The sequence below is a fragment of the Ralstonia pickettii genome, assembly GCF_001699815.1.
Lineage (GTDB): Bacteria > Pseudomonadota > Gammaproteobacteria > Burkholderiales > Burkholderiaceae > Ralstonia > Ralstonia thomasii.
The window spans coordinates 36,882-59,637 of the sequence record NZ_MCGB01000039.1; the positions used below are offsets into that span (position 1 = coordinate 36,882).

Consider the following 22,756-nt stretch of genomic DNA (forward strand, 5'->3'; position numbering starts at 1 on the left):
CGATAAGAAGCACTGCTATGAACCGCATGACCAAATTTGCCGCCGGCACCCTGCTCTCTGTGGCAGCAAGCGTTGCCCTTGCTGCGGGCAGCCCGGGCGTGGAACGCAACACCCAGTCCTTCCTCGACGCCCTGGCCGCGGGCGGCGGACAGCCGCTGGAAACACTGTCCCCCGCAGATGCGCGTGCCGTGCTGGTGGGCGCGCAGGCCGCAGCAAAGGTGTCGCTGCCGCCCGCGGACGTTAGCCAGAAAACCATCACCGTGGATGGCAAGCCGATCAGCCTGACGATCGTGCGCCCGGCCGGCGCGAAGGGCACGCTGCCTGGCTTCATCTTCGTGCACGGCGGCGGCTGGGTGCTGGGCGACTTCCCCACGCACGAACGCTTTGTGCGCGACCTGGTGGCCGATTCCGGCGCCGTCGCTGTCTTTGTCAACTACACGCCGTCGCCCGAGGCGCGGTATCCGGTAGCCATCAACCAGATCTACGCCGCCACTAAATGGGTGGCAGAAAACGGCGCGCAGATTGGCGTAGACGGCAAGCGGCTGGCGATTGCCGGCAACAGCGTGGGCGGCAACATGGCCGCCGTGGTGACCCTGATGGCCAAGGCGCACGGTACGCCCGCACTGCGCACGCAAGTCCTGTTCTGGCCGGTTACGAATGCCAGCTTCGAGAACGCGTCGTACGACGAATTTGCGCAGGGGCACTTCCTGACCAAGCCGATGATGCAGTGGTTCTGGAACGCCTACACGACTGATCCGGCACAGCGTCAGCAGATCTACGCATCGCCGCTGCTGGCCACCCCCGACCAGTTGAAGGGGCTGCCGCCAGCGCTGGTGATCACGGCCGAGAAGGATGTGTTGCGCGATGAAGGCGAAGCCTACGCACGCAAGCTCGACGCCGCCGGCGTGGACGTCACGGCCACGCGCTACAACGGCATGATTCACGACTTCGGCTTGCTCAATGCGCTGGCCGGTGTGCCTGCAACGCGTGCAGCGCTGCATCAAGCCAGTGAAGAGCTGAAGGCGCGGTTGAAGTAATTGGGTGGGCGGGTTGTTTCACCGCCTTCGCCGCCTTCACCGTTCATTGGTCAGCCAGCAATGCGCCCGCCCGTGTCTTTTGCACGCGGTGGGCGTGTTGCGTTGTGTTTCGGTCTGCAACGCTAGCCGCATGAAACAGCCCAACCTGGAAGCCCAAACAACCGTGGCAACCAAGGCATCCACCGTCGTGCAGATCCGTCGCACAAAGCCACTACAATAGCGCGCCTTCGCCGTTGGCGCCCGCTCCTGACACCCCGTGCAGGCGCATGCCTCCCGCTGCACTCCAGAAGCCCCAATCCTATGATGTCAAACGCCTGCGGCGTCGATTTCGGCACGTCCAACTCCACCGTCGGCTGGCTGAGACCGGACGCGCCCACCCTGCTGCCGCTCGAAGACGGCAAGGCTACGCTGCCTTCCGTCATCTTCTTTCATGCCGAAGACCCGACGGTCAGCTACGGGCGGGCCGCGCTGGCCGACTATCTTGCCGGCTACGAGGGCCGCCTGATGCGCTCGCTCAAGAGCCTGCTCGGCACATCGATGATGGACGACAGCACCGAGGTCATGGGCCAAGCCATGCCTTTCCGCAAGCTGCTGGCGCATTTCATTGGCGAACTCAAGCGGCGCGCCGAGCACGCCGCCGGCCATGAATTCCGCCGCGCCGTGCTTGGCCGCCCGGTGTTCTTCATCGACGAAGACCCCGAGGCCGACCAGCTTGCCGAAGACACACTGGCGGACATCGCGCGCGATGCCGGCTTTGACGAGATCGCCTTCCAGTACGAGCCCATCGCCGCCGCGTTCGACTACGAGGCCGGCATCAGCGGCGAAGAACTTGTGCTCGTGGCGGACATTGGCGGCGGCACGTCGGACTTCTCGCTGGTGCGCCTGTCGCCCGACCGCGCGAAACGCCTTGACCGCCGCGAAGACATCCTCGCCAACGGCGGCGTTCACATCGGTGGCACCGACCTCGACCGCGCCCTGAGCCTGGCCAGCGTGATGCCGCTACTGGGCCTGAACAGTTCAGTGCGCAACGGAAAGGCAATGCCGTCCGGCCAGTATTTCGACCTGGCGAGCTGGCACACCATCAACCACGTGTACACGCGCAAGGCGTGGGCGGTGGTGATGGACAACTACCGAGATGCCGCCGACACCAACAAACTCGACCGCCTCATCCGCCTGATCCGCGAGCGCGCGGGCCACTGGCTCGCCATCCAGGTGGAAGCCGCGAAGATCGCGCTGTCGGACGCCCCGGTGGCGGAGATCGACCTGCACCGCATCGCGCCCGAGTTGAAGCAGCCCGTCACGCGCGAAGATTTCGACCACTCGATTGGGAAGCTGGTCGGCAAGACGGTCTCGACGGTGCAGGCCATGCTGAAGACGGCGGGCGTTGCAGCGGAAAAGGTCGATACCATTCTTTTTGCCGGCGGCTCCAGCGGGGTGCCGTTGCTGCGCGAGCAACTGGCGCAAGTGCTGCCGTCGGCGCGGCGCGTTGAGGGCGACCTGTTCGGCGGGATCGGTTCTGGGCTGGCGCGCGATGCGGCGCGCAAGTTTGGCTGACGGGTTGAGAGGCTGAGGGGTAGCGGGACGTTTCAAGCGTATCGAACCATCCGGGCTGGGAACTTGATGTAGTCGGAGACGAGGCGCACTCCATGCTAGAGGCGATCCAACTCAAAGCGACGGACTCAGTTCGCAGGCTAAGCTCAATGCCGTCGCCAGACGGCTCACCGAACATCCGCGCAAGATTCTAGGCTGCGATATGCCGGCGGAACGATTCCATCAATGCGTTGTATTGACCGCCAATCTACTGTGCGCCCTGCAAGGCTTTCTTCCATGCAGGGGCATCCTCGGCAAGTTCGCGATAGCAATCAAGATTCGCCAGTTGTCGGCCACTGGCGATATCGACTAGCACGCACGCCATGTTGAAGTGCAACGATCCAGTCTGATAGGCGACTTGGTTTCCGTTTTCCCAAAACATCCATTTCCACACCAATGGATCTCCTTGGATTCGACGGATAACGTGCCCCAACTGGGCGATAACCAAGGTGGTGGGGTAGCCCCGACCGTCCGGAGACGGATAGATCACCGTCCAACCTTCAAGACCATTCGGCCCCGCCCGATGCGCTGATTCGCTGGGCTTGTCTGCCTGCGACGGCTGATGAGCCAATGCAGCGCCTGACAACAAGAGCATGCTGATCATAGCCAGCCTTCTGGCGGTGCATTGCATGATTGACGAGAGCGGTTTGGGGTTGCTCAGTCTAGCGCTTGCTCAGTCGCGGGACCCAACAAGAGGGATACCGGAACGACCGCTTCGGGCCGGAAGCGGGCAAATCCAACAGCCAACGCGCAACTACCACTCCGAGCCCACCCAGGCATCCCCGCCCGTCACGGGAATGCGTCAATCTGTTGTTATTGGCTGTAGCCCCGCCGCTCTATGGCGGCTAATACGTCCCACGTTTGCGGATCGACGTCGCGGCCCCCGAGCGACATCGATACGTACGCATCAATCGCGTCCACAAAGCCTTTGATAAAAGCCGGCGGAAATGCGTGCGCGGACAGATGTTGAAGCTGCTCGCGCAGCATGCCGGGGCGGCACTGGCCGTGTGTGCGCATGGCGGTGCGTGTGCGCTTGAGATACGCCTGCGCTGCGATTGCGCCGTTCAGGTAGGTGCGGTTTTTGGTGAGCCTGCCTGTGTCGGAGGACGTGGGCGCAGTGCTGGGTGGTGCGGGTGGAGATGGATACGACGCGGGGCGGTGCCCGCTTTCAGCATTTGGCATAGAGCCTCCAGAGGTGGTTGGAGGCCCGCCAGCTCGTCGCTACACGGGGGTGGCGGGCCAGACGGCGGGGGTAGCGAACCGGTTCTCTGGAGCACCGGCAGACCCGAAGGTCTCCCCACCCGGCCCGCCCTTGAAAGCGCGCGAGTGCCTGCCGGCGAATCGCTGTGCGAGTGCCGTCCAGAGGTACTGCATAGATCAGGTCGCTACACCCGGCTACCGTTGGTGCGGCAGCGGAATGGATTATAGCGACGGGGGCAGCGGCGAAAGTTGGATTCTTGATTCGTCAGGAGCGACGGTCGGAAGGTCACGCTCCAGCCTCAAACAGTGGCGCTTCACCCTCAGACAGTGGAACGCGAGAGTCAAACACTGGCGTTTCACTGTTTGAGGGTCGAGCGCCAGTGTCAAACAGTCGAATTCGACCCTTTGGTGGTCGCGTTTGAGCCTCAAACACTCGAACCTCACTGTCTGAGGGTCACGTTTCACCGTCTGAGGGTCGAGCGTCAGTGTCAGAGCGTCGAATTCGACGGTTCGAGGCTCGCGCTTCACGCTCCAACATTCGAACGGCGTGAGCGGGCTTGCTCGCCCCATGTGCGGGCGCTTTCCGTCAAAAGTTGTGTACAGCATTGCGATACGCCGCAGCGGTAGCCAACCTCACCGGGTTGTGCCAATCGGCATGACGTTGATATCCGCTTTAGAAGGAACGCAGCGGTGGAGGCGTTCAAGGCCAAACACTATCTGAACGACGAGGATCTGACAGAACTGCAAGCTATCAAGCTCCCCACAGAGCGAAAAATTCAGGATTACCGCTCCACCTACAACGATGTGCGCGATTGGTTGCGCCGCGAAAAGGCGGGTGCTGAGAAGGAAAAATCGACCGTCGACTGGGATGACGTGGTCTTTGAGGTGGACCTGCTCAAATCGCAGGAAATCAACCTGGACTACATCCTGGAGCTGATCTTCGAGCACAACAAGAAGGTGAAGAGCAAGTCGGAGCTGGTGGACGAAGTGCGCCGCGTAATTCGCGCAAGCCTGGGCAACCGCGCCAAAGAGAGCTTGCTGGTGGACTTCATCAATCAGACCGATCTGGATCAGATTGGCGACAAAGCCAGTGTGATTGATGCCTTCTTCACCTTTGCCCAAGCGGAGCAACAGCGCGAGGCGCAAGAGTTGATCACCGACGAAAGCCTGAATGCGGAAGCAGCGAGACGCTATATCGCCACCTCGCTCAAGCGTGAATTTGCCAGTGACAATGGGACCGAACTCAATGCCCTCTTGCCCAAGATGAGTCCGCTAAATCCGCAATACCTGTCCAAAAAGCAAAACGTATTTCGGAAGATCGCCGCTTTCGTAGAAAAGTTTAAGGGCGTCGGCGGAACGGTCTAATCAATCTTTCACGCGGGCTAGGTAGCCGAACCTCCACCAACACTGGAGGGAACGGGCAAACAAAAAACCAACCGAAAACGGTTGGTTTTTTCTTATGTGGTGGACCGAAGGAGGATCGAACTCCCGACCTCCGCATTGCGAACGCGGCGCTCTCCCAGCTGAGCTATCAGCCCGTGGGAAATGAGTCTACCCGAACTCCCCAGGCCCTTTCAATCGGGGGTTTAACCCGCGTTTTCCATGCCCGGATTGCCCTCCATGCCGACAATGCGCGGCGTGTTCAGCGGCCTTGCGGTCACTTCGCGCTGGTCGCGCAGCCAGTCGGCCAGCACGTCCCATACGGGGCGGCCGCCGGCCTTGCGGGCTTCGGGTGACACGGCGGCCCAGCCGGCCACCTTGTAGCGGCGGTCGGCGTCGATGGGCTTGCCGTCGCCCGGGCCTAAGCGCATGTCGGTAATGCGCTGGCCCATGGGCTTCATCGGGTCGATGGTGTAGCGCAGGCCGCCGGTGCGCACCATGTCGCCGCCCTGCTGGTAGTACGGGTCTGGGTTGAACAGGTTGTCGGCCACGTCTTCCAGCACGGTCTTGATGGTGGCGCCGGTCATCTCAGTCAGCGTGGTGGCCGGGTACGTGATGGCAGTCTGGGCCATCAGCGCTTCCATGGTCAGGGCCTCGCCGGGCAGCAGCGTGGTGCCCCAGCGGAAGCCGGGCGAGAAGGCAATCTCGGCGCCCTGCGCGTGCATCAGCCCATCAACGATGAGCTGGTCGAACGTGCCGTTGAAGTTGCCGCGCCGGTACAGCAGGCCGCGGTTGGTGGCCAGCGTTTCGCCCAGCTTGTCTTTGTACGGCGCGCGCACGCGGTCAATCAGCGCCGTCATGGCGGGGTCGGGCGGCAGGAGGTCGGCAAACACGGGCAGCAACGTATAGCGGATGTCGCGCACGGTGCCGCCGCGCACATCCAGATCGAGCACGCTGACAAACTTGCCGTTGGCGCCCGCGTTGGTGACGAGCGTCACACCGCCCGGGTTGCTGACCTTGACGGGCGCGGGCACGGCATCGTGCGTATGCCCGCCCAGGATGGCATCCAACCCGCGCACGCGCGAGGCGAGCTTCAGGTCGACATCCATGCCGTTGTGCGACAGCAGCACAACCACCTTGGCGCCCTTGCCGCGCGCCTCGTCAATCATCTTCTGCAGCCGTTCTTCCTGAATGCCGAAGGTCCAGTCGGGCGTGAAATCGGCCGGGTGCGCGATCGGCGTGTACGGAAACGCCTGCCCGATGATGGCGACCGGCACGCCGTTCAGCTCGCGCAGCACATACGGGTCGAACACCGGATCACCAAAGTCGGCGGTCTGGATGTTCTGCGCGACAAAGGCGACCTTGTTCTTGAAATCGTGATCGACCACGTGGCGCACTCGGTCGGCGCCGTAGGTCATTTCCCAGTGCGGGGTCATGACGTCCACGCCCAGCGCGAGGGCGGCGTCGACCATGTCCTGGCCGTTGGTCCACAGCGCGGTGGCGGAGCCCTGCCAGGTGTCGCCGCCGTCCAGCAGCAGCGCATTCGGGCGCGTGGCGCGCAGCCGCTTGATGAGCGTGGCCAGGTGGGCAAAGCCGCCCATGCGGCCGTAGCGGCGCGCGGCCTCGGTAAAGTCGAGCGACGTGAGCGCGTGCGCGGCGCGCGAGCCCGGCGCAATGCCGTAACGCTTGAGCAGCGCGTGCCCGACCAGATGCGGCGGCTGCCCGGCCCATTGCGCCACGCCGAGGTTGACGTTGGGCTCGCGGTATTCGATGGGCAGCAACTGCGCGTGGCAGTCGGTGAAGTGCAGCAGGTGGACGTTGCCGAAACGGGGTACGTCGTAGCTGAACGTATCTGCGTGGGCGTCGGTCAGGCGCAGGCCGGCGGCTGCGGCAATCGCCAGGGCTTGAACGAATTCGCGGCGGTTCATTGCTTGGGGTTGTGTGCGTAGCGTGCGAGGTCGGCCACGTCGTCTTCCAGCATCTCGCCGACTTCCTTGCGCACCACGCGGCCCTTGGCGTCGAGCACGAGCAGTTCGGGCAGGCCCTTGCGCGGGCCGGTGGCGGCGCACAGCGCGTCGGTTTCCATCGTCACCGGAAAGGTGAAGCCGCGCTTGGCGACGTAGTCCTTCGCAAGCTGCGGGTTGGCGTCGATGCTGATGGTAAGGATGCGCAGGTCCGTGCCGCGCGTGGCGTCATACAGCTTTTGCAGGCGCGGATTCTGCAGCGCGCAGAACGGGCACCACGATGCCCACGTGGCGATGATGACGGGGTGCCCGCGCCACGCATCGCCCGGCACGCGCGTGCCGTCGAGCAGCTGCACGTCGGGCAGCGCCGCCACGTCGCCCACTTCGACGGCCTGCGCGGTGCTGGCAACGAGCACCATTGCCGCCGTCCACATCAGGAACCGTCGAAGCGTACGCATGGCGTTACTGGTTCACGGGCGAGGCCGGGTCGAACAACAGCGCCATCACATCGCGAATCTGCTGCTCGGTCAGGATGCCCTTGTGCCCGAAGCGCGGCATGTTGGAGCACGCCGCATACGCGTTGGAGTTGTAGATCTTGCCCCACGTGTAGCGCAGGATCGCCTCAGAATCGCCGCGCAGCTTGCCGTACTGGTACAGCGACGGGCCGATGGTGCCGTACGACACTTCGTCTTTCGACAGGCGGTGGCAGGCATAGCAGTTGGCACCGTTCGCGCCGCCGGCCGGGTCGGAAAACTGCATGCCGCGGCCGCTCTGCGCGGTCTTCTCGCCTTCCTTCCAGTCGCCCAGCCAGGTGTTGTCAGCCGGGTAGTGGATGGTCTTGAATTGCGCGTCTTCCAGCTTCTTGGCAACTGCTGCGGGCACGGCGTTGCGGTCGGCAAACTGGCTGCAGATCTTCTGCACGTCGTCGCGGTCGGTCACGCCTTCGACGGTGGCCGGGCCTTTGGAGACAAAGCTCTCGTGGATGGCCTTGGCGAGTGCCGCGTCGGCCTTGGCATCGGGCTTGGGTGCGGTTACGCCCTTGGCGGTGGCGTCCGCTGCGTGCGCCGTGCCGGCAGCCAGGGCCAGTGTCAGCGCCGTCAGAACGATGGGGGTCAGTCGGGTCATGCGTGGCCTCATCGTGTCATCGTTTGATGGACGGCGCGTCCATCTTGCCGCCGTTGGCGTTGCGGGCGAGGAACATCTCCAGCGCGGTAATCACCTCGCTGCCGTAGAGCGGTTCCGGAAAGCGCTGCTGGCGCAGGCAGTCGTACAGGCGGTGCTGCATCGTGCGTACCTCTCCCTGCGAGACGCGATAACCGGGCCATGTGGAATACGCAAAGCGCGCGCCGTCGGCGGTCAGCAAGTCAGGCAACTCCTGCAGGCGGATGCGCAAACCCGGCTGGGCATGGCACGTGGCGCAGGCAAAGTCGTACGCGCCGCCGCGGTAGAAGAACATGCGCCGGCCGAGTTCGTACACGCGCTTTTCTTCGGGGTGGGCGAGCGGAATGTCGATGGCCGCGCCCCGCGATTCCGAAGCCACGTACGCCATCAGCCGTTCAATGTCCGACGCCTTGCCGGGCGACGAGAACGGGCGCGCCGATGCCTCTTCCTTGGTCAGCCCTTGCAGCGTCATGCGGCAATGCATGAGGCGCTGTTCGGCGTCCATCACGCGGCCGGTGTCTTTGAAGAAGCGCGGCAGCTTGGCGTAGGCGCCCTTCACCACGCCGGGGCCCAGGCCCAGGTCGCACGCTTCGAGCGAGGCCTGCTTGGGGCCGGCGGGCTTCTTCCAGAGTTCTTCGCCGGCGGCTTCCCAGAGTTCGGCCGGGTTGCCGTCGGCCAGCATCTCGCGGTACTGCGCGATGCCGGCGGCGGTGCTGTCCTTGGCGTCCTGCGCGGATGCCATGACGGCGCTGCCGGCAACCCACGCCGCAGCCAGCACCATCGTCCATGTCTTGTGTTTCACGGTCCCCTCCGTGGGTCGCCTACGGTTTGATATAGGCGAAACCTTCTTCCTGCTGCAAGCGGGTGATTTCCACCACGCCGGCCGGCACCACCTTGGCTTCGAGCAGCAGCTTGTCTTCCGGCACCTTGAAGGCCATCAGCGAGTTGTGGCACACGCGAAACTCCACGCCCATGCTGGCCAGCGCGGCCACGGGCGCATCAAACGGGCGCCCCTGCGCATCCTTGGCGCCTTCAACGAGGAAGTCGATGCCGTGGCCCAGCGCCACCACCACGATCTTCGTGCCGGGTGCGCCGTTCAGGTGGTTGCGCAGGTTGCCGATGGCGCGCACAGCCTGGTCGATGCCTTCGCTCAACTGGTAGACCACCTTGTAGCGGGCACCGCCGCCGCCAGCGCGCGGGGCGTTCTGGGCAGCGGCCTTGCCGGCCACGCCCAAGGCCGCCAGCGCGGCGGTCACACGAAAGAAGCTGCGTCGCATTTGGGCCTCCGGGGGCTTACTGGATAGACGTTTCGTCGGTGCGCTTGTCGCCGTGGTTGTCGACCCACGTGACCGTCACCTTGTCGCCCTTGGCGCCGCCCTTGAACTTGAAGTTGAGGAACGGATCTTTCGACACGGCCGGGCCGAACTGCGCGTCGAGCACGGTCTTGCCGCTGTGCTGCACCGTCACGTTGGTGATGTGCCAGGCGGGCACGACCTTGCCGGACGCGTCTTTGCGCTGGCCGGTTTCCATGTCGTGCTTCATCAGGATCTTCACGTCGGTGGTGCCGCCGTTTTCCATTGCGCGAATGCGCATCGGGTCAGCCATGGTGTGTTCTCCTGAGGTTTAACCGCCGCAGCCACCAAGGGTGACCTTCACTTCCTTGCTCGCCAGCACCCATTTGCCGTTGGCGCGCACGGCGGCGTAGACCGTTGAGGTCTCGCCCATCTTCACGCGCGTGCTCACAAACGGGTCGGTGCCGGCCGGAATGGCGAACGTTGCGGCCAGCGTGTTCGGGTTCTTTTCGACCAGGATGGCGATAAGGTCGGTGCCGGGCAGCGTGCTGGTCACGACCAGTGGCACCACGGCGCCGTTCTCAGCAATGTCCGGTGCGGTGAGCTGGATGCCGGCGCCGCCCTTCTCCACCGCGCCACCGCCCAGTTGCTTGAGCACGTCGTTCACGCCCTTCACGGCAAAGGCGGCCTTGTTCCACTCGGCCGCCTGGGCCGGCGTGGCAATGCCGGCGGACACCAGCAGTGCCATCATGGCGCCGGCGCGCAGCACGTCGCGGCGGCCCAGGTTGATTGCGTCGTTCATCGTCCGTTCCTCACTTGGCCGGGGCGCCCGCGAGCACCCAGTCGATCACGGTTTTCAGATCGGCATCGGCAATCTTCGGGTTGGCCGGCATCGGGATCTGGCCCCAGTTGCCCATGCCGCCTTCGCGCACCTTCTTGATGAGCTTGGCTTGCGCGCCGGCATCGCCCTTGTACTTGGCGGCAACGTCCTGGTAGGCCGGGCCGACGAGCTTGCGGTCGACGGCGTGGCAGCCCATGCAGGCGTTCTGGTTGGCGATGGACAAGGCGCGGGCAGCATCAACGGCAGCCAGGGCGGGCGTGGCGGACAGCGCCAGGCCGGCCAGCACCGCCGCAGCCGCGAGCGTGGGGGCGAACTTCATGTGGTCTCCAGAAGACGAGGCTGCCCGCATGCGTGTGCGGGCGAAATGGCGGGAATCGGACCCGGTATTGTGCCCGAAACAGGCCAAATCCTATGTCGCCCGCAAATGTCGCCCGCAAAGCAAAACGCCCGGTACTTTTCGGCCCGGGCGCTGGTTTGATGGGGATGCGGCGATCAGGCCATCGCCCGCCGCGCCGCCAGCCGGCCGCCAAACACGTTGAGCAGCAGCCCGGCCATCACCACGGCGCCGCCCAGCCATTGGGCCGGCACCAGGCGCTCGCCCAGCAGCACGGCCGCCGACACCAGCCCCACCACCGGCACCAGCAGCGTGAGCGGCGCAACCTGGCTGGCCGCGTAGCGCGCCAGCAGGCGGCTCCACAGGCTGTAGCCGAAGATGGTGGCGCCAAAGGACAGGTAGACGATCGCGCCGATGCTCGACGCGCTGATGTTCGCCAGGCTGTGCGCAATCTGCTCCGGCCCCTCCAGCCAGTACGACAGCAGGAAGAACGGAACCGGCGGGATGGCCGCACCCCACACCACCAGGCTCACCACATTCACCGGCCCGATCCGCTTGGTGACGATGTTGCCGCTGGCCCACGAAAACGCCGCGCACAGCGTCAGCAAGAAGCCGGCGGTGGTCATGCCCGTGACCGAGCCGCCGCCCGCCATGCCGATAGCGGCCAACCCGCCCGCGGCCACCGCCATGCCGGCCAGATGGAACCAGCGGATCGGCTCGCGCAGCACGATGGCGGCAATCGTCAGCGTAAAGAACGCCTGCGACTGCAGCACCAGCGAGGCCAGCCCCGCCGGCATGCCCACATACATGGCGGAGAACAGGAACGCGAACTGCCCGAAGCTGATGGTGGCGCCGTAAGCCACCAGCCACTTGAGCGCAATCTTTGGGCGTGGCACGAACAGCACAGCCGGGAAGGCGACCAGCGCAAAGCGCAGCGCACCCAGCAGCATGGGCGGCACGCCGTGCAGGCCCACCTTGATGACGACGAAGTTGACGCCCCACACCAGCACAACGGTCAGGGCCAGCAGCAGATCCTTGGGAGACATGATGATCGGAAGGTTCGGACGGCCGCCCGTGCGGCCACATGACGCACTGTAGGCGCGGGCCGCTTACACGACTTGCACAATCTTGCGCATTGTTTGTGCCCGGGGCCGCACCTTCCGCCTGACATTCAACCGAGCATGTCCGACCAGATGGCGCGGCTCCAGCCTTGCGCCAGCTTGCCCTCCGCTGCGGAAGGCACGTCGGAAAGCCCGCCGGCGCCGGGCACCGTCACCATGGTGTGCTCGGTCGCGTCGTAACGGTGGACGGTTGCCACGTGCATGGCCTCGTCGGGCGTGGCAAAGCTGTAGCAGGTGTTGGTGTACAGCGGTGACGCATCGGGCGCGTGCCCGGCCAGCATCGCCACCACGGCGGCGGCGGCCACCTTGCCGTGCTGATTGGCCATGTGGCCCGACTTGGGCATCAGCGGCGCGGTCTGGATGGCATCGCCAATCACATGCACGCCCGGCGCCACCTTGGATTCAAACGACAGGAAGTCCACTTCGCACCAGCGCCCGTTGGCCGTCGCCAACCCGGCTTGCACGGCAATCGCCCCGGCGCGCTGCGGCGGGATCAGGTTGACGACATCGGCCTGCACGTCGTCCTGCACATCGAACTTGAGCACGCGGCCCGTGGCATCGATGTCGACGGCGTTGTATTGCGGGCGATATTCGATGTGCTGTGGATAACGCTCTGCCCACACGCGCTTGAACAGCGCCCCCTTGGACGTGACGTCGTCGTTGGCATCGAGGATGAGCACGCGCGAATCGGGCTTGGCGCGCTGCAGCCAGTTGGCGATCAGGCACGCACGCTCGTACGGCGCGGGCGGGCAGCGGTATGGCGCCAGCGGAATGCTGATCGCCACCGTGCCGCCGTTGGGCATGGCTTCGAGCCGATGGCGCAGCGCCAGCGTCTGCACGCCGGCCTTCCATGCGTGCGGCGCCTGCGCCGCGGTGGCCGCATTGGCGAGACCCGGGATGGCTCCGGGCACGAAATCGATGCCGGGCGAGAGGATCAGCCGGTCGTAATCAAGCGTGCCGCCGCCTGCCAGCCGCACCTGCTTGGCGCCAGGGTCGATGGCCGATGCGCGGTCGCGCACCCACCGCACGCCGTGGCGCTCGACCAGCGCGTCATACGGCACGGTGATCGACGCCATGTCACGGTCGCCCGACAGCACGAGATTCGACAGCGGGCATGAGACGAACGCGGCGTTCGGCTCGACCAGCGTCACGTCGACATGGCCGCCGGAAAACACGCGCACATACTTGGCAGCCGTCGCGCCGCCGTAGCCGCCGCCAACCACTACAACGCGCGCATTGCGCACACCCGACAGCGAAGCGCATGCGGCCAGCGGCCCGGCAAGCGCAGTTGCCCCGAGCGCACGCAGGAGTGCGCGTCGATCCTTGCGCAGCCGTTCGCTCATGGCGCCTCCTGCGGTTGGCGCGACAGCCAGCCGGCAATGGCGGCGATCTGCGCATCGTCATAACCGCGGGCGATCTGGCCCATCACCGTGGAGGGGCGCGCGCCGCTGCGAAAGGCTTGCATGGTGTCGATCAGCTCGGCCTGCGAGCGACCGGTCAGCGGCGGCAACGTCTGCGCGGGGAGCTTGGCGCCAGGGGCGGTATCGGCGTGATGGCAGCTGGCGCACGTGGCAGCCCAGGTGCGGGCCTGCAGATTGGTGGGGGGATGATCGGCCGCATGGGCCACATCGGGCGCAGGGGCCGTAAGCAGCGCCGCAAGCAGTGCTGCGGCGGCAGGGCGGTGGACGACGGGCATCGGGGGGGCTGCGAAGTCGCGGGAGCGTCATACGCTAACACGCACGGCCGGCCATGCGCCCTGTGATGCGTGCAGCCAACAAAAAACGCAGCGCGGTGCCTGCGTTTCTTGCGATGCGGTGTGGCCGCGCTGGCTTACGGCAGTTGCTTGCCCGGCGGCAGCGCGGGCGAGGTGGTGGGCGACACGGTCACGCCCGGCGCGGCCGACGTGACCGGGGCCGGTGCCTGCGTGGCCGTCGGCGTACCCTGCGTGCGGGTTGGCGTGCCTTGCGACGCGTCGGGCGCGGTCGACGGGTTGGTCGACGTGGCATTGGCGTCCAGGCGCTTGCGCTCGTCTTCGGTCACGTAGTCGAACACCTTCACGACCTTGTTGACGCCGCTCACGGTGCGCACGGCTTCGGTGGCGCGGTTGCCTTCGGCCTCGGTCACCACGCCCAGCAGGAAGACGGTCTGCGCTTCGGTGGTCACCTTGATGGAGTTCCAGGGCAGGCCTTCCGTGCCGGCCAGCACGCTCTTCACCTTGGTGGTGATGTACGTGTCATTGGTGCGCGAGCCGAACGTGCTCGACTCCGGCGTCACCACGATCTCGTTGACGACCTCACGTGCGTTCTGCAGCTTCTGCGCGTATTGGCCGATCTCCTGCTTGGTCTGCTCAGTGCCGGCTTCGCCGGTCAGCAGGACCTTGCGGTTGTAGACCGTCACGTTCACGTGGGCGCGGCCGTCGTAGCGCGAGATCAGCGTGTTCTCGGCTTCCATCTGCAGGCCGCGGTCGATGGTCTGGGTGGCGGTTGGGCGCCGGTCGGTCGCAAGCGCCACGCCGCCGGCCACGGCGCCCGCAAACAGCGGGAAGCAGGCGGTCAACTGCGTTGCGGTCATGCCGGCCAGGGCGGCCAGCACGGCGGTGCGCGTGACCGTGCGACGGAAACGGGCAAACGTAGGCGACGAGAGTTTCATGCTGTCCTTGAATGAAGTGCGGAAGAAAGAAGAGCGGGGTTCATGCGTCAACACCAAAGGCATCGCGCATCCATTCGATACGCGCGCCATCGATGGCGATGACGTCAAAACGGCAGGCCGGCACATCTTCAACCTGCCGCGCGAGAAAATCTTCAGCCGCGGCAATCAGGCGACGCTGCTTGGCGGGCGTGACACTTGCGGCCGCCCCGCCGAAGCGCTGCGTGGAGCGCGCCACGCGGGCACGCACTTCAACGAACACCAGCGCGCCGGCGGCATCGCGCATCACCAGATCGATCTCGCCGCCCTTGCAGCGATAATTGCGGCTGACCACGGCCAACCCGCGTGCCTGCAAGTAGCGCAGCGCGCGGTCTTCACCGGCTTCACCGGTGGCGGCTGTGATGGGCTGCGGCGCATGCATTCGCGGTTTGAATCAAGTAACAGAGAGAAGTTCTCGTGAGTGATCCTGACTGGACCCTGCTGGCGCACGACCAGCACTATCCCGCCGGCGCATTATATGTGGTGGCTACCCCCATCGGGAACGCTGCCGACGTGTCGCTGCGGGCGCGTTACGTGCTGGGCATCGTCGACGCGGTGGCCTGCGAAGACACGCGCAATACCGGGCAACTGCTCCATCGGCTGGGGCTGTCGCGGCCGATGCTCGCGGCGCACGAACACAACGAGCGCGAGGCCGCGGCGCGCATCGTCGCGCGGCTGGCGCAGGGCGAGCGCATCGCCTATGTGTCGGATGCGGGCACGCCGGGCGTATCGGACCCGGGCTCGCGCATTGTCGAGGCGGTGCGCGCTGCAGGCCAGCGCGTGATTCCGCTACCGGGCGCGAGCGCGGTGGTGACGGCGCTTTCCGCCGCCGGGGAATTGCTCGACACGTCCGGCGGGCAGTTCACCTTCGTCGGCTTCCTGCCGCCCAAGGCCGGGCAGCGCGAAGCGGCCATCCGCCAATGGGCCACGCACGGGCCGGCATGGGTTCTGTACGAGGCGCCGCATCGCATCGAGGCCACGCTCGCCGCGTTGGCAGAACACCTGCCCGCCCGACGCATCCTGATCGGCCGCGAGTTGACCAAGCTGTTCGAGCAGATCGTCGTGCTGCCCGCTGCGGATGGGCCCGCATGGCTTGCCGCCGATGCCTCGCACGGCAAGGGTGAATTCGTGCTGGTCGTGGAAGGCGCAGGCGCGCAGGACGCGGCACCGACCGCCATGGCGGCGGATCAGGTCTTGCGTCTGCTATTGGTCGAGCTGCCCGCCAAGCGCGCAGCCAAGCTGGCCGGAGCGATTACGGGCGCGTCGGTAGACACGCTGTATCAGAGCGCGCTGGCGTTGAAAAACGAAGGGAAGGACTGAGGCAGGACGGTGGCCGAATCAGCGGCTCAGCGGTGCTTGGCGCGGCGCTTCATCGCCTTCTTCTTCGCCGGTGCGGGTTCATCACCACCCACATCGGCATCGCCGTCGTTGCTGGCGACATCGGTCTGCGTCAGCTCAGGGCGCAGCGCTTCAACTTCCGCCCGTGACAGTCGGCGGATTTCCACCTGCGTCGAGCCGCGCTTGACGAAGTCCAGCCGCTTGGCCGCGGCATACGACATGTCGAGGATGCGCTTGCCATAGTAGGGGCCGCGATCGGTCACCTTGGCCACGACCACGCGGTCATTGGCGAGATTGCGCACCAGCACCCAGCTCTGCAGCGGCAGCGACGGATGCGCCACCGTGAATGCATGCATATCGAAGCGCTCGCCGCTGGCGGTGCGGCGGCCGTGGAAGCCGCGGCCGTACCAAGACGCCAGGCCGCGCTGTTCGAAGGTGCCGAGGTCAGCGCGCAGGCCGGGGCTCGTATCGGTGTTCTCGTCGAGCTTGAGGCTGCTCGAATCCGGCACGCCACGGAACGACAGCGTGCCCCAGGCATCGGGGTTGTCGCGCGGGTCGGCCAGCTTCAATGCAGGCGCAGCGGGTTTGCTGGCCTGAAGACCGGATTGCCTGCCCGCGGGCGGTTCGCTAGGAACTGCGGCACAGCCCGCCAGCACCAGCAGCGCGGTGCCATGCGTCAGCCAGGCACGCAGGGTGCGGCCGGCCGGAAGGCTGGAAATCGGACGGGTCAACTTGAGCATGGCCGCGAGTCTAACATGCATGCTTCGATCGTTTATTTACATTTCCTATTAAAACGATCACATCATGCTGTCATCTCGCACCAATTTTGTAATATTTTCTTTCCGATGTAACGGCGCACCCCGCAAGCCCAGTGCTGGCGCGGGCTCGGCCCGATACAATCGGGTTATCCCTGCCACGTGCAAATGCGCACATAAGATCACATGAAAGTCGTTGTCGTCCCCGTTACGCCGTTTGAACAGAACTGCACGCTGCTGATTGGTGACGATGGCACTGCCGCCGTCACCGACCCGGGCGGCGATATCGAGCGCATCCTGGCTGCCGCCAAGCAACACGGCGCGCGCATCGAAAAAATCCTGCTCACGCATGGCCACGTCGACCACTGCGCCGCCGCCGACGCCCTGCGCACGCAGCTCGGCGTGCCGATCGAAGGGCCGCAGAAGGATGAAGCGTTCTGGATCGATCAGCTGCCAGCGCAGAGCCAGCGCTTTGGCTTTCCGCCCGCCAAGGCGTTCGTGCCCGACCGCTGGCTGGAAGACGGCGACACCGTGGAAGCCGCAGGCCGCACACTGCAGGTGTTCCACTGTCCTGGCCACACACCCGGCCACGTGGTGTTCTTCAGCGCGCAAGACCGCGTTGCCATCGTCGGCGACGTGCTGTTCGCGGGGTCGATCGGCCGCACCGATTTTCCGCGTGGCAACCATGCGGACCTGATCAACGCGATCCGTACCAAGCTGTGGCCACTCGGCGACGACGTCACCTTTGTGCCGGGCCATGGGCCGGTCTCGACCTTTGGCGAGGAGCGCGCCAGCAACCCGTACGTTGCTGACCGCCTGTTTGCCAACGAGGGCTCAGCATGAGCGGGACCACCAACGACAGCGCCAAGGACAGCGCCAACGAGAGCGACGACCCCTTCGCCGACAGCGCGCCCGCTGCGCCGGCCGACAAGCCCCGCCGCAAGCGGGGCAACCAGCTGCCCGACACGCGGCCCGAAATCTACGTCAGCACAGACATCGAGGCCGACGGCCCCATCCCCGGACCGCATTCGATGCTGAGCTTTGCCAGCGCGGCGTACCTGGCCGACAAGACGCTCGTCGGCACGTTTGAAGCGAACCTTGAAACGCTGCCGGGCGCAGAAGGCCACCCGATCCAGATGCAATGGTGGAAAACGCAGCCCGAGGCATGGGCCGCGTGCCGCACGAACCTCGAAGCGCCCGAGGTGGCCCTGCCGCGTTACGTGGAATGGATCGAGAGTTTGCCCGGCAAGCCCGTGTTCGTGGCGTTTCCGGCGGGCTTCGATTTCACGTACATGTTCTGGTACATGATGCGATTTGCAGGGCGCTCGCCGTTTGGCTGGGCGGCGCTCGACATCAAGACGCTAGCTTTTGCGCTCACTGGCATGCCGTATCGGCGCAACGTCAAAGCGGCCTTCCCCGAGCACTGGCACGACCCGCTGCCGCACACGCATATCGCGCTGGATGACGCAAAAGAGCAAGGCGCGCTCTTCTGCAACATGCTCGCCGAACTGCGCAAGCGCGAAGGCGAGCGCGCCGCCGCACAAGTGTCCCAGCAATCTGCTCAGGATTGAGCGCCGGACACGTCACGCATTTCGCGAAGACCCGCGCGCGGTTTGCCTCTTGCCCGCGTGATTCGCGCACCATGCCGCAACGCAACTTGCGGGGTCGCAAACCCCCGTCTACGCTGGGTTTGTGCGAGGCGACCAGACGACTGCGCCACCCGGCGCCGACAAGCAAAGCCACTCGCATACGCCATTTGCTTGCCGTATCGTCTTCGGGCCGCACGTGCCCCCGACGCCGGTGCGTGCCGGCGTCGGCTATCAGCCAACAACGGGAGGTACCGCGGTGCGATTTTCCCGTGACGCGTTTGACACGCAACACTTGCGAGCGATGACGGAGCGCTTGCATTGGCATCGCAAATCCTCTGCGAAGGCGGTTCCGTTGAGCATGCGTGCGCAGCATCTGCATCACACGCACAGCAACGCGCACCACGACGCAGAAGTCATGAAAGTCGCCATGGTCTCGACCGCGGCGGCGCTGGCAGTGGTGCTTGCCGCCCTGCTGGCAGTAGGTTTCGGGTCAGAAATGGCTCGATGGATGGGCCTGGAATAAACCGGTGCCCTTGCGCGTCTTGACGGACGCAGCCCCGGCCCTCGCGCAAAGCGAGATACGGCCACCCCTGAACGGCCTGTCCGATGGAAATCGGCAGGCCGTTCAACTTTGTGGGGCGCGGTGAATTACTTCAGGAATACGTCGAGCGCTTCGGGCGTGCGACCGATGGTGGCGCGGCCGTTGCGAACGAGCACTGGGCGCTGCAGCAGCTTCGGATGTGCTGCGATGGCCTTGAGCAGCGCGTCATCGGATGCATCGGCCAGATTGAGTTGCGCGTATTCGTCTTCGTTTTCGCGGATCAGGCTGCGCAGCGGTGTGTCGAGTTGCGCTGCGAGCTTTTTGAGGTCGGCCAGCGTGGGCGGCGTGGCCAGGTATTCGATGACCTCGAGTTGTTCGCCGTTTTTTGCGGCGAAGGATTGGGCTTGTTCGAGGGCGGTGCGGGATTTGGAGCAGCGGGGGTTGTGGTAGATCTGCATGGGCTCTGGTTTTGGCTTGATGGAACGTGCAGCAATCTTAAGGGCTGGCGTGTGGTTGCTGGTTTCGTGGTTGGTTGTGAGGGGGTTCGTGATTTTTGAGCTTGTTGGTGCACCCCTGTTTCGTTCCCTGCCGGGACCGAAAGGGGGATGGACCGCCAAGTCCCAAAAAAAAACCCAAAAGCAAAAGGGCCGACCAAAGCCGACCCCGCAAAACAATGCCATCAAGCGATATCAATCATCCGCCCAACAACTCCCCCACAGCGCACCCCACCACCACAGTCGCGCCCCGCAGATCATTCAACCGCAGGTTCTCATCCGTGTTGTGCCCACGCGCTTCCATCAACGTGCGCGGCCCCGCGCCATACAGGACCGTCGGCACGCCATGCGCCGTGTAATGCCGCGCATCGGTATACAGCGGCACGCCGTGCACCGGCACATCGCCACCAAACACCGCCAGCGCATTCCGTCGCAGCGCGCCAATCAGCGCGTCCACGCCCGGCAGTTCGGCAAGCGGCTCTGCCAAGAGAATGCGTTCGACTGAAACCTCGATCCCCGGCCGTTCTGCCGCCGCGCGCTCGATCACGGCGCGCAGTTCGCCTTCTGCATCGCGCCCGGCTTCTTCAGGAATCATCCGGCGGTCAACGCGGAACGTCACCAGATCGGGCACCACGTTGGTGTTGATGCCGCCCTGGATCAAACCGACGTTGAGCGTTACGTGGTCGATGCCCGGCACGGCGGATTTGCGCGTTGCGAGTTCTGCGCGATAGGCATACACGGCTTGCAGGATATGCGTGGCTGCCTCGATGGCGTCGATGCCCGTATGCGGCATGGCAGCGTGCGCCTGCTTGCCGCGCACCGTCACCTGCACGTGCAGGCAGCCGTTGTGCGCCGAAGTGATGCCATAGGCAAAGCCGGCGGAGATGGCGTAATCGGGCTTGCTTAAGCCCTGATCCAGCAGCCACTTCGGGCCGATATCGCCGCCGGTTTCTTCGTCGTAGGTGAAATGGAGTTCGACGGTGCCATTGAGCTTCGCGCCGCGCTTTTCCGCGTCGATCAGCGCAAGCAGCGCCCACGTGTACGTGGCGAAGTCCGACTTGGACACCGCCACGCCGCGGCCGAACATGGTGGGGCCGTGTTCGGTCTCGACGGTCTCGCCGCCGTACGGATCGTGCGTCCAGCCAAGGCCGGGCGGGACGACATCGCCGTGTGCGTTCATGGCAACCGTGGGGCCGCCGCTACCGAAGGTGTGCCGCACGATCAGGTTGGTGGCGCTGACCATGCCGGCGGCACGTACCTGCGCCTGCGGCACGGCATGCGCCTCGACCGTCAGGCCCAGCGCCTCCAGCAGCGCCTTGGCGCGCACGGCATGCGGAGCGCAATCGCCGGACGGGTTGTCCGACGGCACCTTCACCAGCTCGCGCAGGAATTCAATCTGCTGCGCGTGCGCGGCCTCGACAAACGCGCGGATATCCGCATCGATGCCGGGGGTAGCAAGTTGGGCCTGGGTCATGTCGATGTCTCGCTGATTGCGGGGGACGGAGATTGAAAGTGACTGAGCCCCCGTTGTGCGGGGGCTCAGGATCGGCACCGATGATGCGATGCTTACAGCGCGCCCTGCATGGCCTCGGCGGTCAACCACACCGATTCGGCCAGGTCTTGCTCGTCGCAGTTGTGGCCTTCGCCACCACGGTCGACGACGATGAAATCGCTCACCTCGCCCAGGGCCAGCAGCGGGTGATGCCACACGCCGCGCGCATAGTTCACGCCTTGCCAGCCACGCGAGACGAACGCGCGCAACTTGGACGGATCCAGCTCGCCGGCCGGCGCCACAACCACCAGATACGGCTTGTCGTTCTGCGGGATGAAGGCCTGGCTGCCACGCGGGTGGCGCTCCAGCATCTTGATCTCGAACGGCAGCGTACGCGGCTGGCCACGGAACAGGCTGATCAGCGCGCGGCCGCCCTCGCCCACATCGACGTTGGCGAGGTCGTGAAAGCGGATGGTCGTGCCCTGGTTGATGGGGAATTGCTTGGCCCCTTCCAGCTCGATCACATCGCCGAACGGCGCGAAGGCTTCGCGCGTGAGCGGCTCGATGGTCAGCGCAATGCGTGCGGCGGTTTCTTGGCTCATTCGATCACCCCCCACAGGCGCAGACGCGACACACCACCGTCCGGGAACATGTTGAAGCGCACGTGCGTGACGATGCCCAGGTCGGCGATTTCCGCCTCGTAGTAGTGCTGCAGATCCATCTGCAGCTTCTGCTCGGGCAGCAGCGTTTGCCAGAACATCGCCTGCGTCTTCAGCGAGCTGTCGGTGCCGCCCACCACGCGGGCGGCCTGGATGGAAACGCGGTCAGCGAAGTTGCCCTTGAAGTGGGCGGTGTCGACTTCGATCTTGCGGATGCGGCCCGGGTTGGCCAGGGCGATCACGCACCAGTCGTTGCCCGGTTCGCGGCGGCGGCGCGTTTCCCAGCCATCGCCCATGTTCACGCCACGGCCCGGCATCAGCATGCGGGAAGCCGGCCCAAAATGTTCGTTGTTCGCTTCGACCACGTAGGCGCCGTTTTCCATGGCGGCCAGGTCGAACAGCTTGGTGCGGTCCGCGCCCTTCCAGTCGACCTGCGGCTGGCCGTAGACGCGCAGGCGCGCGATGCCGCCATCCGGGAAGATGTTCACGCGCAGGTGCGTGAAGGCTTGCGTGCTGGCCACGGCCACGTAGGCGTGACTGTTGCCTTGCAGCGTGGTCGACGGAACGATTTCAGTCCACTGTGTGGCATCGGTCGGCTCGCCATCCGGCAGATAGGCAGCTTCGATGGAAGCGGCCGGCGGAAAGTTGCCTGTGAAGTGGCTGGTGTCGATGTCCACACCCTTCACGACGCCCGGGCGGGCCAGGCGGACGATGCAGTGGTCATAGCCACCATTGCGGCGGCGACGCGTTTCCCAGCCATCCATCCACTTGCCGTGGTCGTCGTACTTGCCGGGAATGAACACCGCCGGCTCGGGATTGAGCATGCGGTCTTTCGGTGCGAAGAATTCGTCGGTCGCGAACGTGGCCTCGGCGCCAAGGCGGGGGTCCGCCAGGTTCGGATATCGGCGCGTGAAATCCGGCGCGTTCGGATCGAGCGTAGGCATCGCCATGTGGAACTCCTTGGTGTTTGTCTCTGGATGTTATACGGCCAGCCCATCGAACAAAAACGGCGAGTCAGGACACTCGAAACTGTGGCGATGGGAACGCCGGAAGTGCAGCGTAAACGGCGGAAGCACAAGGCTTCGCGGGACTGCATGGGTCGATCCTAGCATGTGAATTCAAAAATTGCATACAAAAATTGGATCGCCTATGATGCCGTCAACGCTCGACAATTCGTCGCAACAATTCGTTGCAATCCAGTGAGCGAAACAAAGCCGTGACGACAATCGCAGCAAACCGAACTAGACGATTGGGCGCGGCTTGAGACACCCGTAATCCAAAGG

At 65.0% G+C, this 22,756-nt stretch carries 27 protein-coding genes and 1 tRNA gene; 7 read left to right on the top strand and 21 right to left on the bottom strand.

Annotation, left to right across the window (positions count from 1 at the left end; genetic code table 11):
- The first annotated feature begins 17 nt into the window (after positions 1-17).
- Positions 18-1,037 (top strand): alpha/beta hydrolase, encoded by a 1,020-nt coding sequence (locus BEK68_RS06880; protein ID WP_012436682.1) that lies wholly within the window; start codon positions 18-20, stop codon positions 1,035-1,037.
- 300 nt (positions 1,038-1,337) lie between these two features.
- Entirely contained in the window at positions 1,338-2,591 is a 1,254-nt protein-coding gene (locus BEK68_RS06885; protein ID WP_012436683.1) for an Hsp70 family protein, read from the top strand.
- Positions 2,592-2,835: 244 nt separating this feature from the next.
- On the opposite strand, the gene BEK68_RS06890 is transcribed toward BEK68_RS06885, so the two are convergent.
- Together BEK68_RS06890 and BEK68_RS06895 are read right to left on the bottom strand one after the other, a co-directional pair.
- On the bottom strand, positions 2,836-3,231 hold the full coding sequence (locus BEK68_RS06890; protein WP_082873110.1) for a hypothetical protein: 396 nt from the start codon (positions 3,229-3,231) through the stop codon (positions 2,836-2,838).
- A 209-nt stretch (positions 3,232-3,440) separates the two neighbouring features.
- The gene (locus BEK68_RS06895) at positions 3,441-3,809 is read right to left on the bottom strand and encodes a hypothetical protein (RefSeq protein ID WP_012436685.1); all 369 of its coding nucleotides are present in this window, start codon (positions 3,807-3,809) and stop codon (positions 3,441-3,443) included.
- 708 nt (positions 3,810-4,517) lie between these two features.
- On the opposite strand from BEK68_RS06895, the gene BEK68_RS06905 reads away from it, so the two are divergent.
- Positions 4,518-5,192, top strand: a complete 675-nt coding sequence (locus BEK68_RS06905; RefSeq protein ID WP_012436686.1) for a type I restriction endonuclease subunit R, EcoR124 family — start codon at positions 4,518-4,520, stop codon at positions 5,190-5,192.
- 97 nt (positions 5,193-5,289) lie between these two features.
- Here BEK68_RS06905 and BEK68_RS06910 read toward each other — a convergent pair.
- The 14 genes from BEK68_RS06910 to BEK68_RS06975 form a co-directional block, all read right to left on the bottom strand.
- A tRNA-Ala gene (locus BEK68_RS06910) sits at positions 5,290-5,365 on the bottom strand.
- A 48-nt stretch (positions 5,366-5,413) separates the two neighbouring features.
- The gene (gene soxB / locus BEK68_RS06915) at positions 5,414-7,135 is read right to left on the bottom strand and encodes a thiosulfohydrolase SoxB (protein ID WP_012436687.1); all 1,722 of its coding nucleotides are present in this window, start codon (positions 7,133-7,135) and stop codon (positions 5,414-5,416) included.
- Positions 7,132-7,629 carry a TlpA family protein disulfide reductase gene (locus BEK68_RS06920; RefSeq protein ID WP_012436688.1) on the bottom strand — a complete coding sequence of 166 codons (498 nt, stop codon included), beginning with the start codon at positions 7,627-7,629 and terminating at the stop codon, positions 7,132-7,134. The genes soxB and BEK68_RS06920 overlap by 4 nt, the downstream gene beginning before the upstream one ends.
- A gap of 4 nt (positions 7,630-7,633) precedes the next feature.
- Positions 7,634-8,296, bottom strand: coding sequence for a sulfur oxidation c-type cytochrome SoxX (gene soxX, locus BEK68_RS06925; protein ID WP_012436689.1), 663 nt, complete (start codon positions 8,294-8,296; stop codon positions 7,634-7,636).
- A 16-nt stretch (positions 8,297-8,312) separates the two neighbouring features.
- Complete coding sequence (soxA, locus tag BEK68_RS06930) at positions 8,313-9,113, bottom strand: sulfur oxidation c-type cytochrome SoxA (protein ID WP_027693088.1); 801 nt, start codon at positions 9,111-9,113, stop codon at positions 8,313-8,315.
- A gap of 40 nt (positions 9,114-9,153) precedes the next feature.
- Positions 9,154-9,609 carry a DsrE family protein gene (locus BEK68_RS06935; protein ID WP_012436691.1) on the bottom strand — a complete coding sequence of 152 codons (456 nt, stop codon included), beginning with the start codon at positions 9,607-9,609 and terminating at the stop codon, positions 9,154-9,156.
- Between the two features lie 16 nt (positions 9,610-9,625).
- Positions 9,626-9,937 (bottom strand): thiosulfate oxidation carrier complex protein SoxZ, encoded by a 312-nt coding sequence (gene soxZ / locus BEK68_RS06940; RefSeq protein WP_004628733.1) that lies wholly within the window; start codon positions 9,935-9,937, stop codon positions 9,626-9,628.
- 18 nt (positions 9,938-9,955) lie between these two features.
- Positions 9,956-10,426 (bottom strand): thiosulfate oxidation carrier protein SoxY, encoded by a 471-nt coding sequence (gene soxY, locus BEK68_RS06945; RefSeq protein WP_012436692.1) that lies wholly within the window; start codon positions 10,424-10,426, stop codon positions 9,956-9,958.
- 10 nt (positions 10,427-10,436) lie between these two features.
- Entirely contained in the window at positions 10,437-10,784 is a 348-nt protein-coding gene (locus BEK68_RS06950) for a c-type cytochrome (RefSeq protein WP_012436693.1), read from the bottom strand.
- A gap of 173 nt (positions 10,785-10,957) precedes the next feature.
- Positions 10,958-11,845, bottom strand: a complete 888-nt coding sequence (locus BEK68_RS06955) for an O-acetylserine/cysteine exporter (RefSeq protein WP_012436694.1) — start codon at positions 11,843-11,845, stop codon at positions 10,958-10,960.
- A 125-nt stretch (positions 11,846-11,970) separates the two neighbouring features.
- Positions 11,971-13,263 carry an NAD(P)/FAD-dependent oxidoreductase gene (locus tag BEK68_RS06960; RefSeq protein WP_012436695.1) on the bottom strand — a complete coding sequence of 431 codons (1,293 nt, stop codon included), beginning with the start codon at positions 13,261-13,263 and terminating at the stop codon, positions 11,971-11,973.
- On the bottom strand, positions 13,260-13,616 hold the full coding sequence (locus tag BEK68_RS06965; RefSeq protein WP_012436696.1) for a c-type cytochrome: 357 nt from the start codon (positions 13,614-13,616) through the stop codon (positions 13,260-13,262). The genes BEK68_RS06960 and BEK68_RS06965 overlap by 4 nt, the downstream gene beginning before the upstream one ends.
- Before the next feature lie 134 nt (positions 13,617-13,750).
- Complete coding sequence (locus BEK68_RS06970; RefSeq protein WP_004628720.1) at positions 13,751-14,569, bottom strand: BON domain-containing protein; 819 nt, start codon at positions 14,567-14,569, stop codon at positions 13,751-13,753.
- A gap of 40 nt (positions 14,570-14,609) precedes the next feature.
- A complete protein-coding gene (locus tag BEK68_RS06975; protein WP_004628719.1) occupies positions 14,610-14,987 on the bottom strand; it encodes a YraN family protein in 378 nt (125 codons plus the stop codon).
- Between the two features lie 35 nt (positions 14,988-15,022).
- Between BEK68_RS06975 and rsmI the strand changes: the two genes are divergently transcribed.
- Positions 15,023-15,925, top strand: coding sequence for a 16S rRNA (cytidine(1402)-2'-O)-methyltransferase (gene rsmI, locus BEK68_RS06980; RefSeq protein ID WP_004628718.1), 903 nt, complete (start codon positions 15,023-15,025; stop codon positions 15,923-15,925).
- A 26-nt stretch (positions 15,926-15,951) separates the two neighbouring features.
- On the opposite strand, the gene BEK68_RS06985 is transcribed toward rsmI, so the two are convergent.
- Positions 15,952-16,683, bottom strand: coding sequence for a septal ring lytic transglycosylase RlpA family protein (locus BEK68_RS06985; RefSeq protein WP_024542308.1), 732 nt, complete (start codon positions 16,681-16,683; stop codon positions 15,952-15,954).
- A 201-nt stretch (positions 16,684-16,884) separates the two neighbouring features.
- On the opposite strand from BEK68_RS06985, the gene BEK68_RS06990 reads away from it, so the two are divergent.
- The 3 genes from BEK68_RS06990 (at position 16,885) to BEK68_RS26450 (ending at position 18,810) form a co-directional block, all read left to right on the top strand.
- Complete coding sequence (locus BEK68_RS06990; RefSeq protein WP_004628716.1) at positions 16,885-17,541, top strand: MBL fold metallo-hydrolase; 657 nt, start codon at positions 16,885-16,887, stop codon at positions 17,539-17,541.
- Complete coding sequence (locus BEK68_RS06995; RefSeq protein ID WP_004628715.1) at positions 17,538-18,269, top strand: hypothetical protein; 732 nt, start codon at positions 17,538-17,540, stop codon at positions 18,267-18,269. The genes BEK68_RS06990 and BEK68_RS06995 overlap by 4 nt, the downstream gene beginning before the upstream one ends.
- Before the next feature lie 274 nt (positions 18,270-18,543).
- Positions 18,544-18,810: a hypothetical protein gene (locus tag BEK68_RS26450; RefSeq protein ID WP_004628714.1), complete on the top strand. Its 267-nt coding sequence runs from the start codon at positions 18,544-18,546 to the stop codon at positions 18,808-18,810.
- Between the two features lie 125 nt (positions 18,811-18,935).
- On the opposite strand, the gene BEK68_RS07005 is transcribed toward BEK68_RS26450, so the two are convergent.
- The 4 genes from BEK68_RS07005 to alc all read right to left on the bottom strand — a co-directional run bounded on the left by BEK68_RS07005 (position 18,936) and on the right by alc (position 22,423).
- Positions 18,936-19,286: an arsenate reductase family protein gene (locus tag BEK68_RS07005; RefSeq protein WP_012436698.1), complete on the bottom strand. Its 351-nt coding sequence runs from the start codon at positions 19,284-19,286 to the stop codon at positions 18,936-18,938.
- A 235-nt stretch (positions 19,287-19,521) separates the two neighbouring features.
- Complete coding sequence (locus tag BEK68_RS07010; RefSeq protein ID WP_012436699.1) at positions 19,522-20,796, bottom strand: M20/M25/M40 family metallo-hydrolase; 1,275 nt, start codon at positions 20,794-20,796, stop codon at positions 19,522-19,524.
- 92 nt (positions 20,797-20,888) lie between these two features.
- Positions 20,889-21,416 (bottom strand): ureidoglycolate lyase, encoded by a 528-nt coding sequence (locus BEK68_RS07015; RefSeq protein ID WP_012436700.1) that lies wholly within the window; start codon positions 21,414-21,416, stop codon positions 20,889-20,891.
- The gene (alc, locus tag BEK68_RS07020; protein WP_012436701.1) at positions 21,413-22,423 is read right to left on the bottom strand and encodes an allantoicase; all 1,011 of its coding nucleotides are present in this window, start codon (positions 22,421-22,423) and stop codon (positions 21,413-21,415) included. Before alc ends, BEK68_RS07015 begins: the two co-directional genes overlap by 4 nt.
- Positions 22,424-22,756 lie beyond the last annotated feature (333 nt).

Bases quoted from the DNA above. Each gene is read 5' to 3' on its own strand.
- BEK68_RS06880 (WP_012436682.1), top strand. From the start codon at position 18: ATGAACCGCATGACCAAATTTGCCGCCGGCACCCTGCTCTCTGTGGCA.
- BEK68_RS06885 (WP_012436683.1), top strand. From the start codon at position 1,338: ATGATGTCAAACGCCTGCGGCGTCGATTTCGGCACGTCCAACTCCACC.
- BEK68_RS06890 (WP_082873110.1), bottom strand. From the start codon at position 3,231: ATGATCAGCATGCTCTTGTTGTCAGGCGCTGCATTGGCTCATCAGCCG.
- BEK68_RS06895 (WP_012436685.1), bottom strand. From the start codon at position 3,809: ATGCCAAATGCTGAAAGCGGGCACCGCCCCGCGTCGTATCCATCTCCA.
- soxB (WP_012436687.1), bottom strand. From the start codon at position 7,135: ATGAACCGCCGCGAATTCGTTCAAGCCCTGGCGATTGCCGCAGCCGCC.
- BEK68_RS06920 (WP_012436688.1), bottom strand. From the start codon at position 7,629: ATGCGTACGCTTCGACGGTTCCTGATGTGGACGGCGGCAATGGTGCTC.
- soxX (WP_012436689.1), bottom strand. From the start codon at position 8,296: ATGACCCGACTGACCCCCATCGTTCTGACGGCGCTGACACTGGCCCTG.
- soxA (WP_027693088.1), bottom strand. From the start codon at position 9,113: ATGGTGCTGGCTGCGGCGTGGGTTGCCGGCAGCGCCGTCATGGCATCC.
- BEK68_RS06935 (WP_012436691.1), bottom strand. From the start codon at position 9,609: ATGCGACGCAGCTTCTTTCGTGTGACCGCCGCGCTGGCGGCCTTGGGC.
- soxZ (WP_004628733.1), bottom strand. From the start codon at position 9,937: ATGGCTGACCCGATGCGCATTCGCGCAATGGAAAACGGCGGCACCACC.
- soxY (WP_012436692.1), bottom strand. From the start codon at position 10,426: ATGAACGACGCAATCAACCTGGGCCGCCGCGACGTGCTGCGCGCCGGC.
- BEK68_RS06950 (WP_012436693.1), bottom strand. From the start codon at position 10,784: ATGAAGTTCGCCCCCACGCTCGCGGCTGCGGCGGTGCTGGCCGGCCTG.
- BEK68_RS06955 (WP_012436694.1), bottom strand. From the start codon at position 11,845: ATGTCTCCCAAGGATCTGCTGCTGGCCCTGACCGTTGTGCTGGTGTGG.
- BEK68_RS06960 (WP_012436695.1), bottom strand. From the start codon at position 13,263: ATGAGCGAACGGCTGCGCAAGGATCGACGCGCACTCCTGCGTGCGCTC.
- BEK68_RS06965 (WP_012436696.1), bottom strand. From the start codon at position 13,616: ATGCCCGTCGTCCACCGCCCTGCCGCCGCAGCACTGCTTGCGGCGCTG.
- BEK68_RS06970 (WP_004628720.1), bottom strand. From the start codon at position 14,569: ATGAAACTCTCGTCGCCTACGTTTGCCCGTTTCCGTCGCACGGTCACG.
- BEK68_RS06975 (WP_004628719.1), bottom strand. From the start codon at position 14,987: ATGCATGCGCCGCAGCCCATCACAGCCGCCACCGGTGAAGCCGGTGAA.
- BEK68_RS06985 (WP_024542308.1), bottom strand. From the start codon at position 16,683: ATGCTCAAGTTGACCCGTCCGATTTCCAGCCTTCCGGCCGGCCGCACC.
- BEK68_RS06990 (WP_004628716.1), top strand. From the start codon at position 16,885: ATGAAAGTCGTTGTCGTCCCCGTTACGCCGTTTGAACAGAACTGCACG.
- BEK68_RS06995 (WP_004628715.1), top strand. From the start codon at position 17,538: ATGAGCGGGACCACCAACGACAGCGCCAAGGACAGCGCCAACGAGAGC.
- BEK68_RS07005 (WP_012436698.1), bottom strand. From the start codon at position 19,286: ATGCAGATCTACCACAACCCCCGCTGCTCCAAATCCCGCACCGCCCTC.
- BEK68_RS07010 (WP_012436699.1), bottom strand. From the start codon at position 20,796: ATGACCCAGGCCCAACTTGCTACCCCCGGCATCGATGCGGATATCCGC.
- BEK68_RS07015 (WP_012436700.1), bottom strand. From the start codon at position 21,416: ATGAGCCAAGAAACCGCCGCACGCATTGCGCTGACCATCGAGCCGCTC.
- alc (WP_012436701.1), bottom strand. From the start codon at position 22,423: ATGGCGATGCCTACGCTCGATCCGAACGCGCCGGATTTCACGCGCCGA.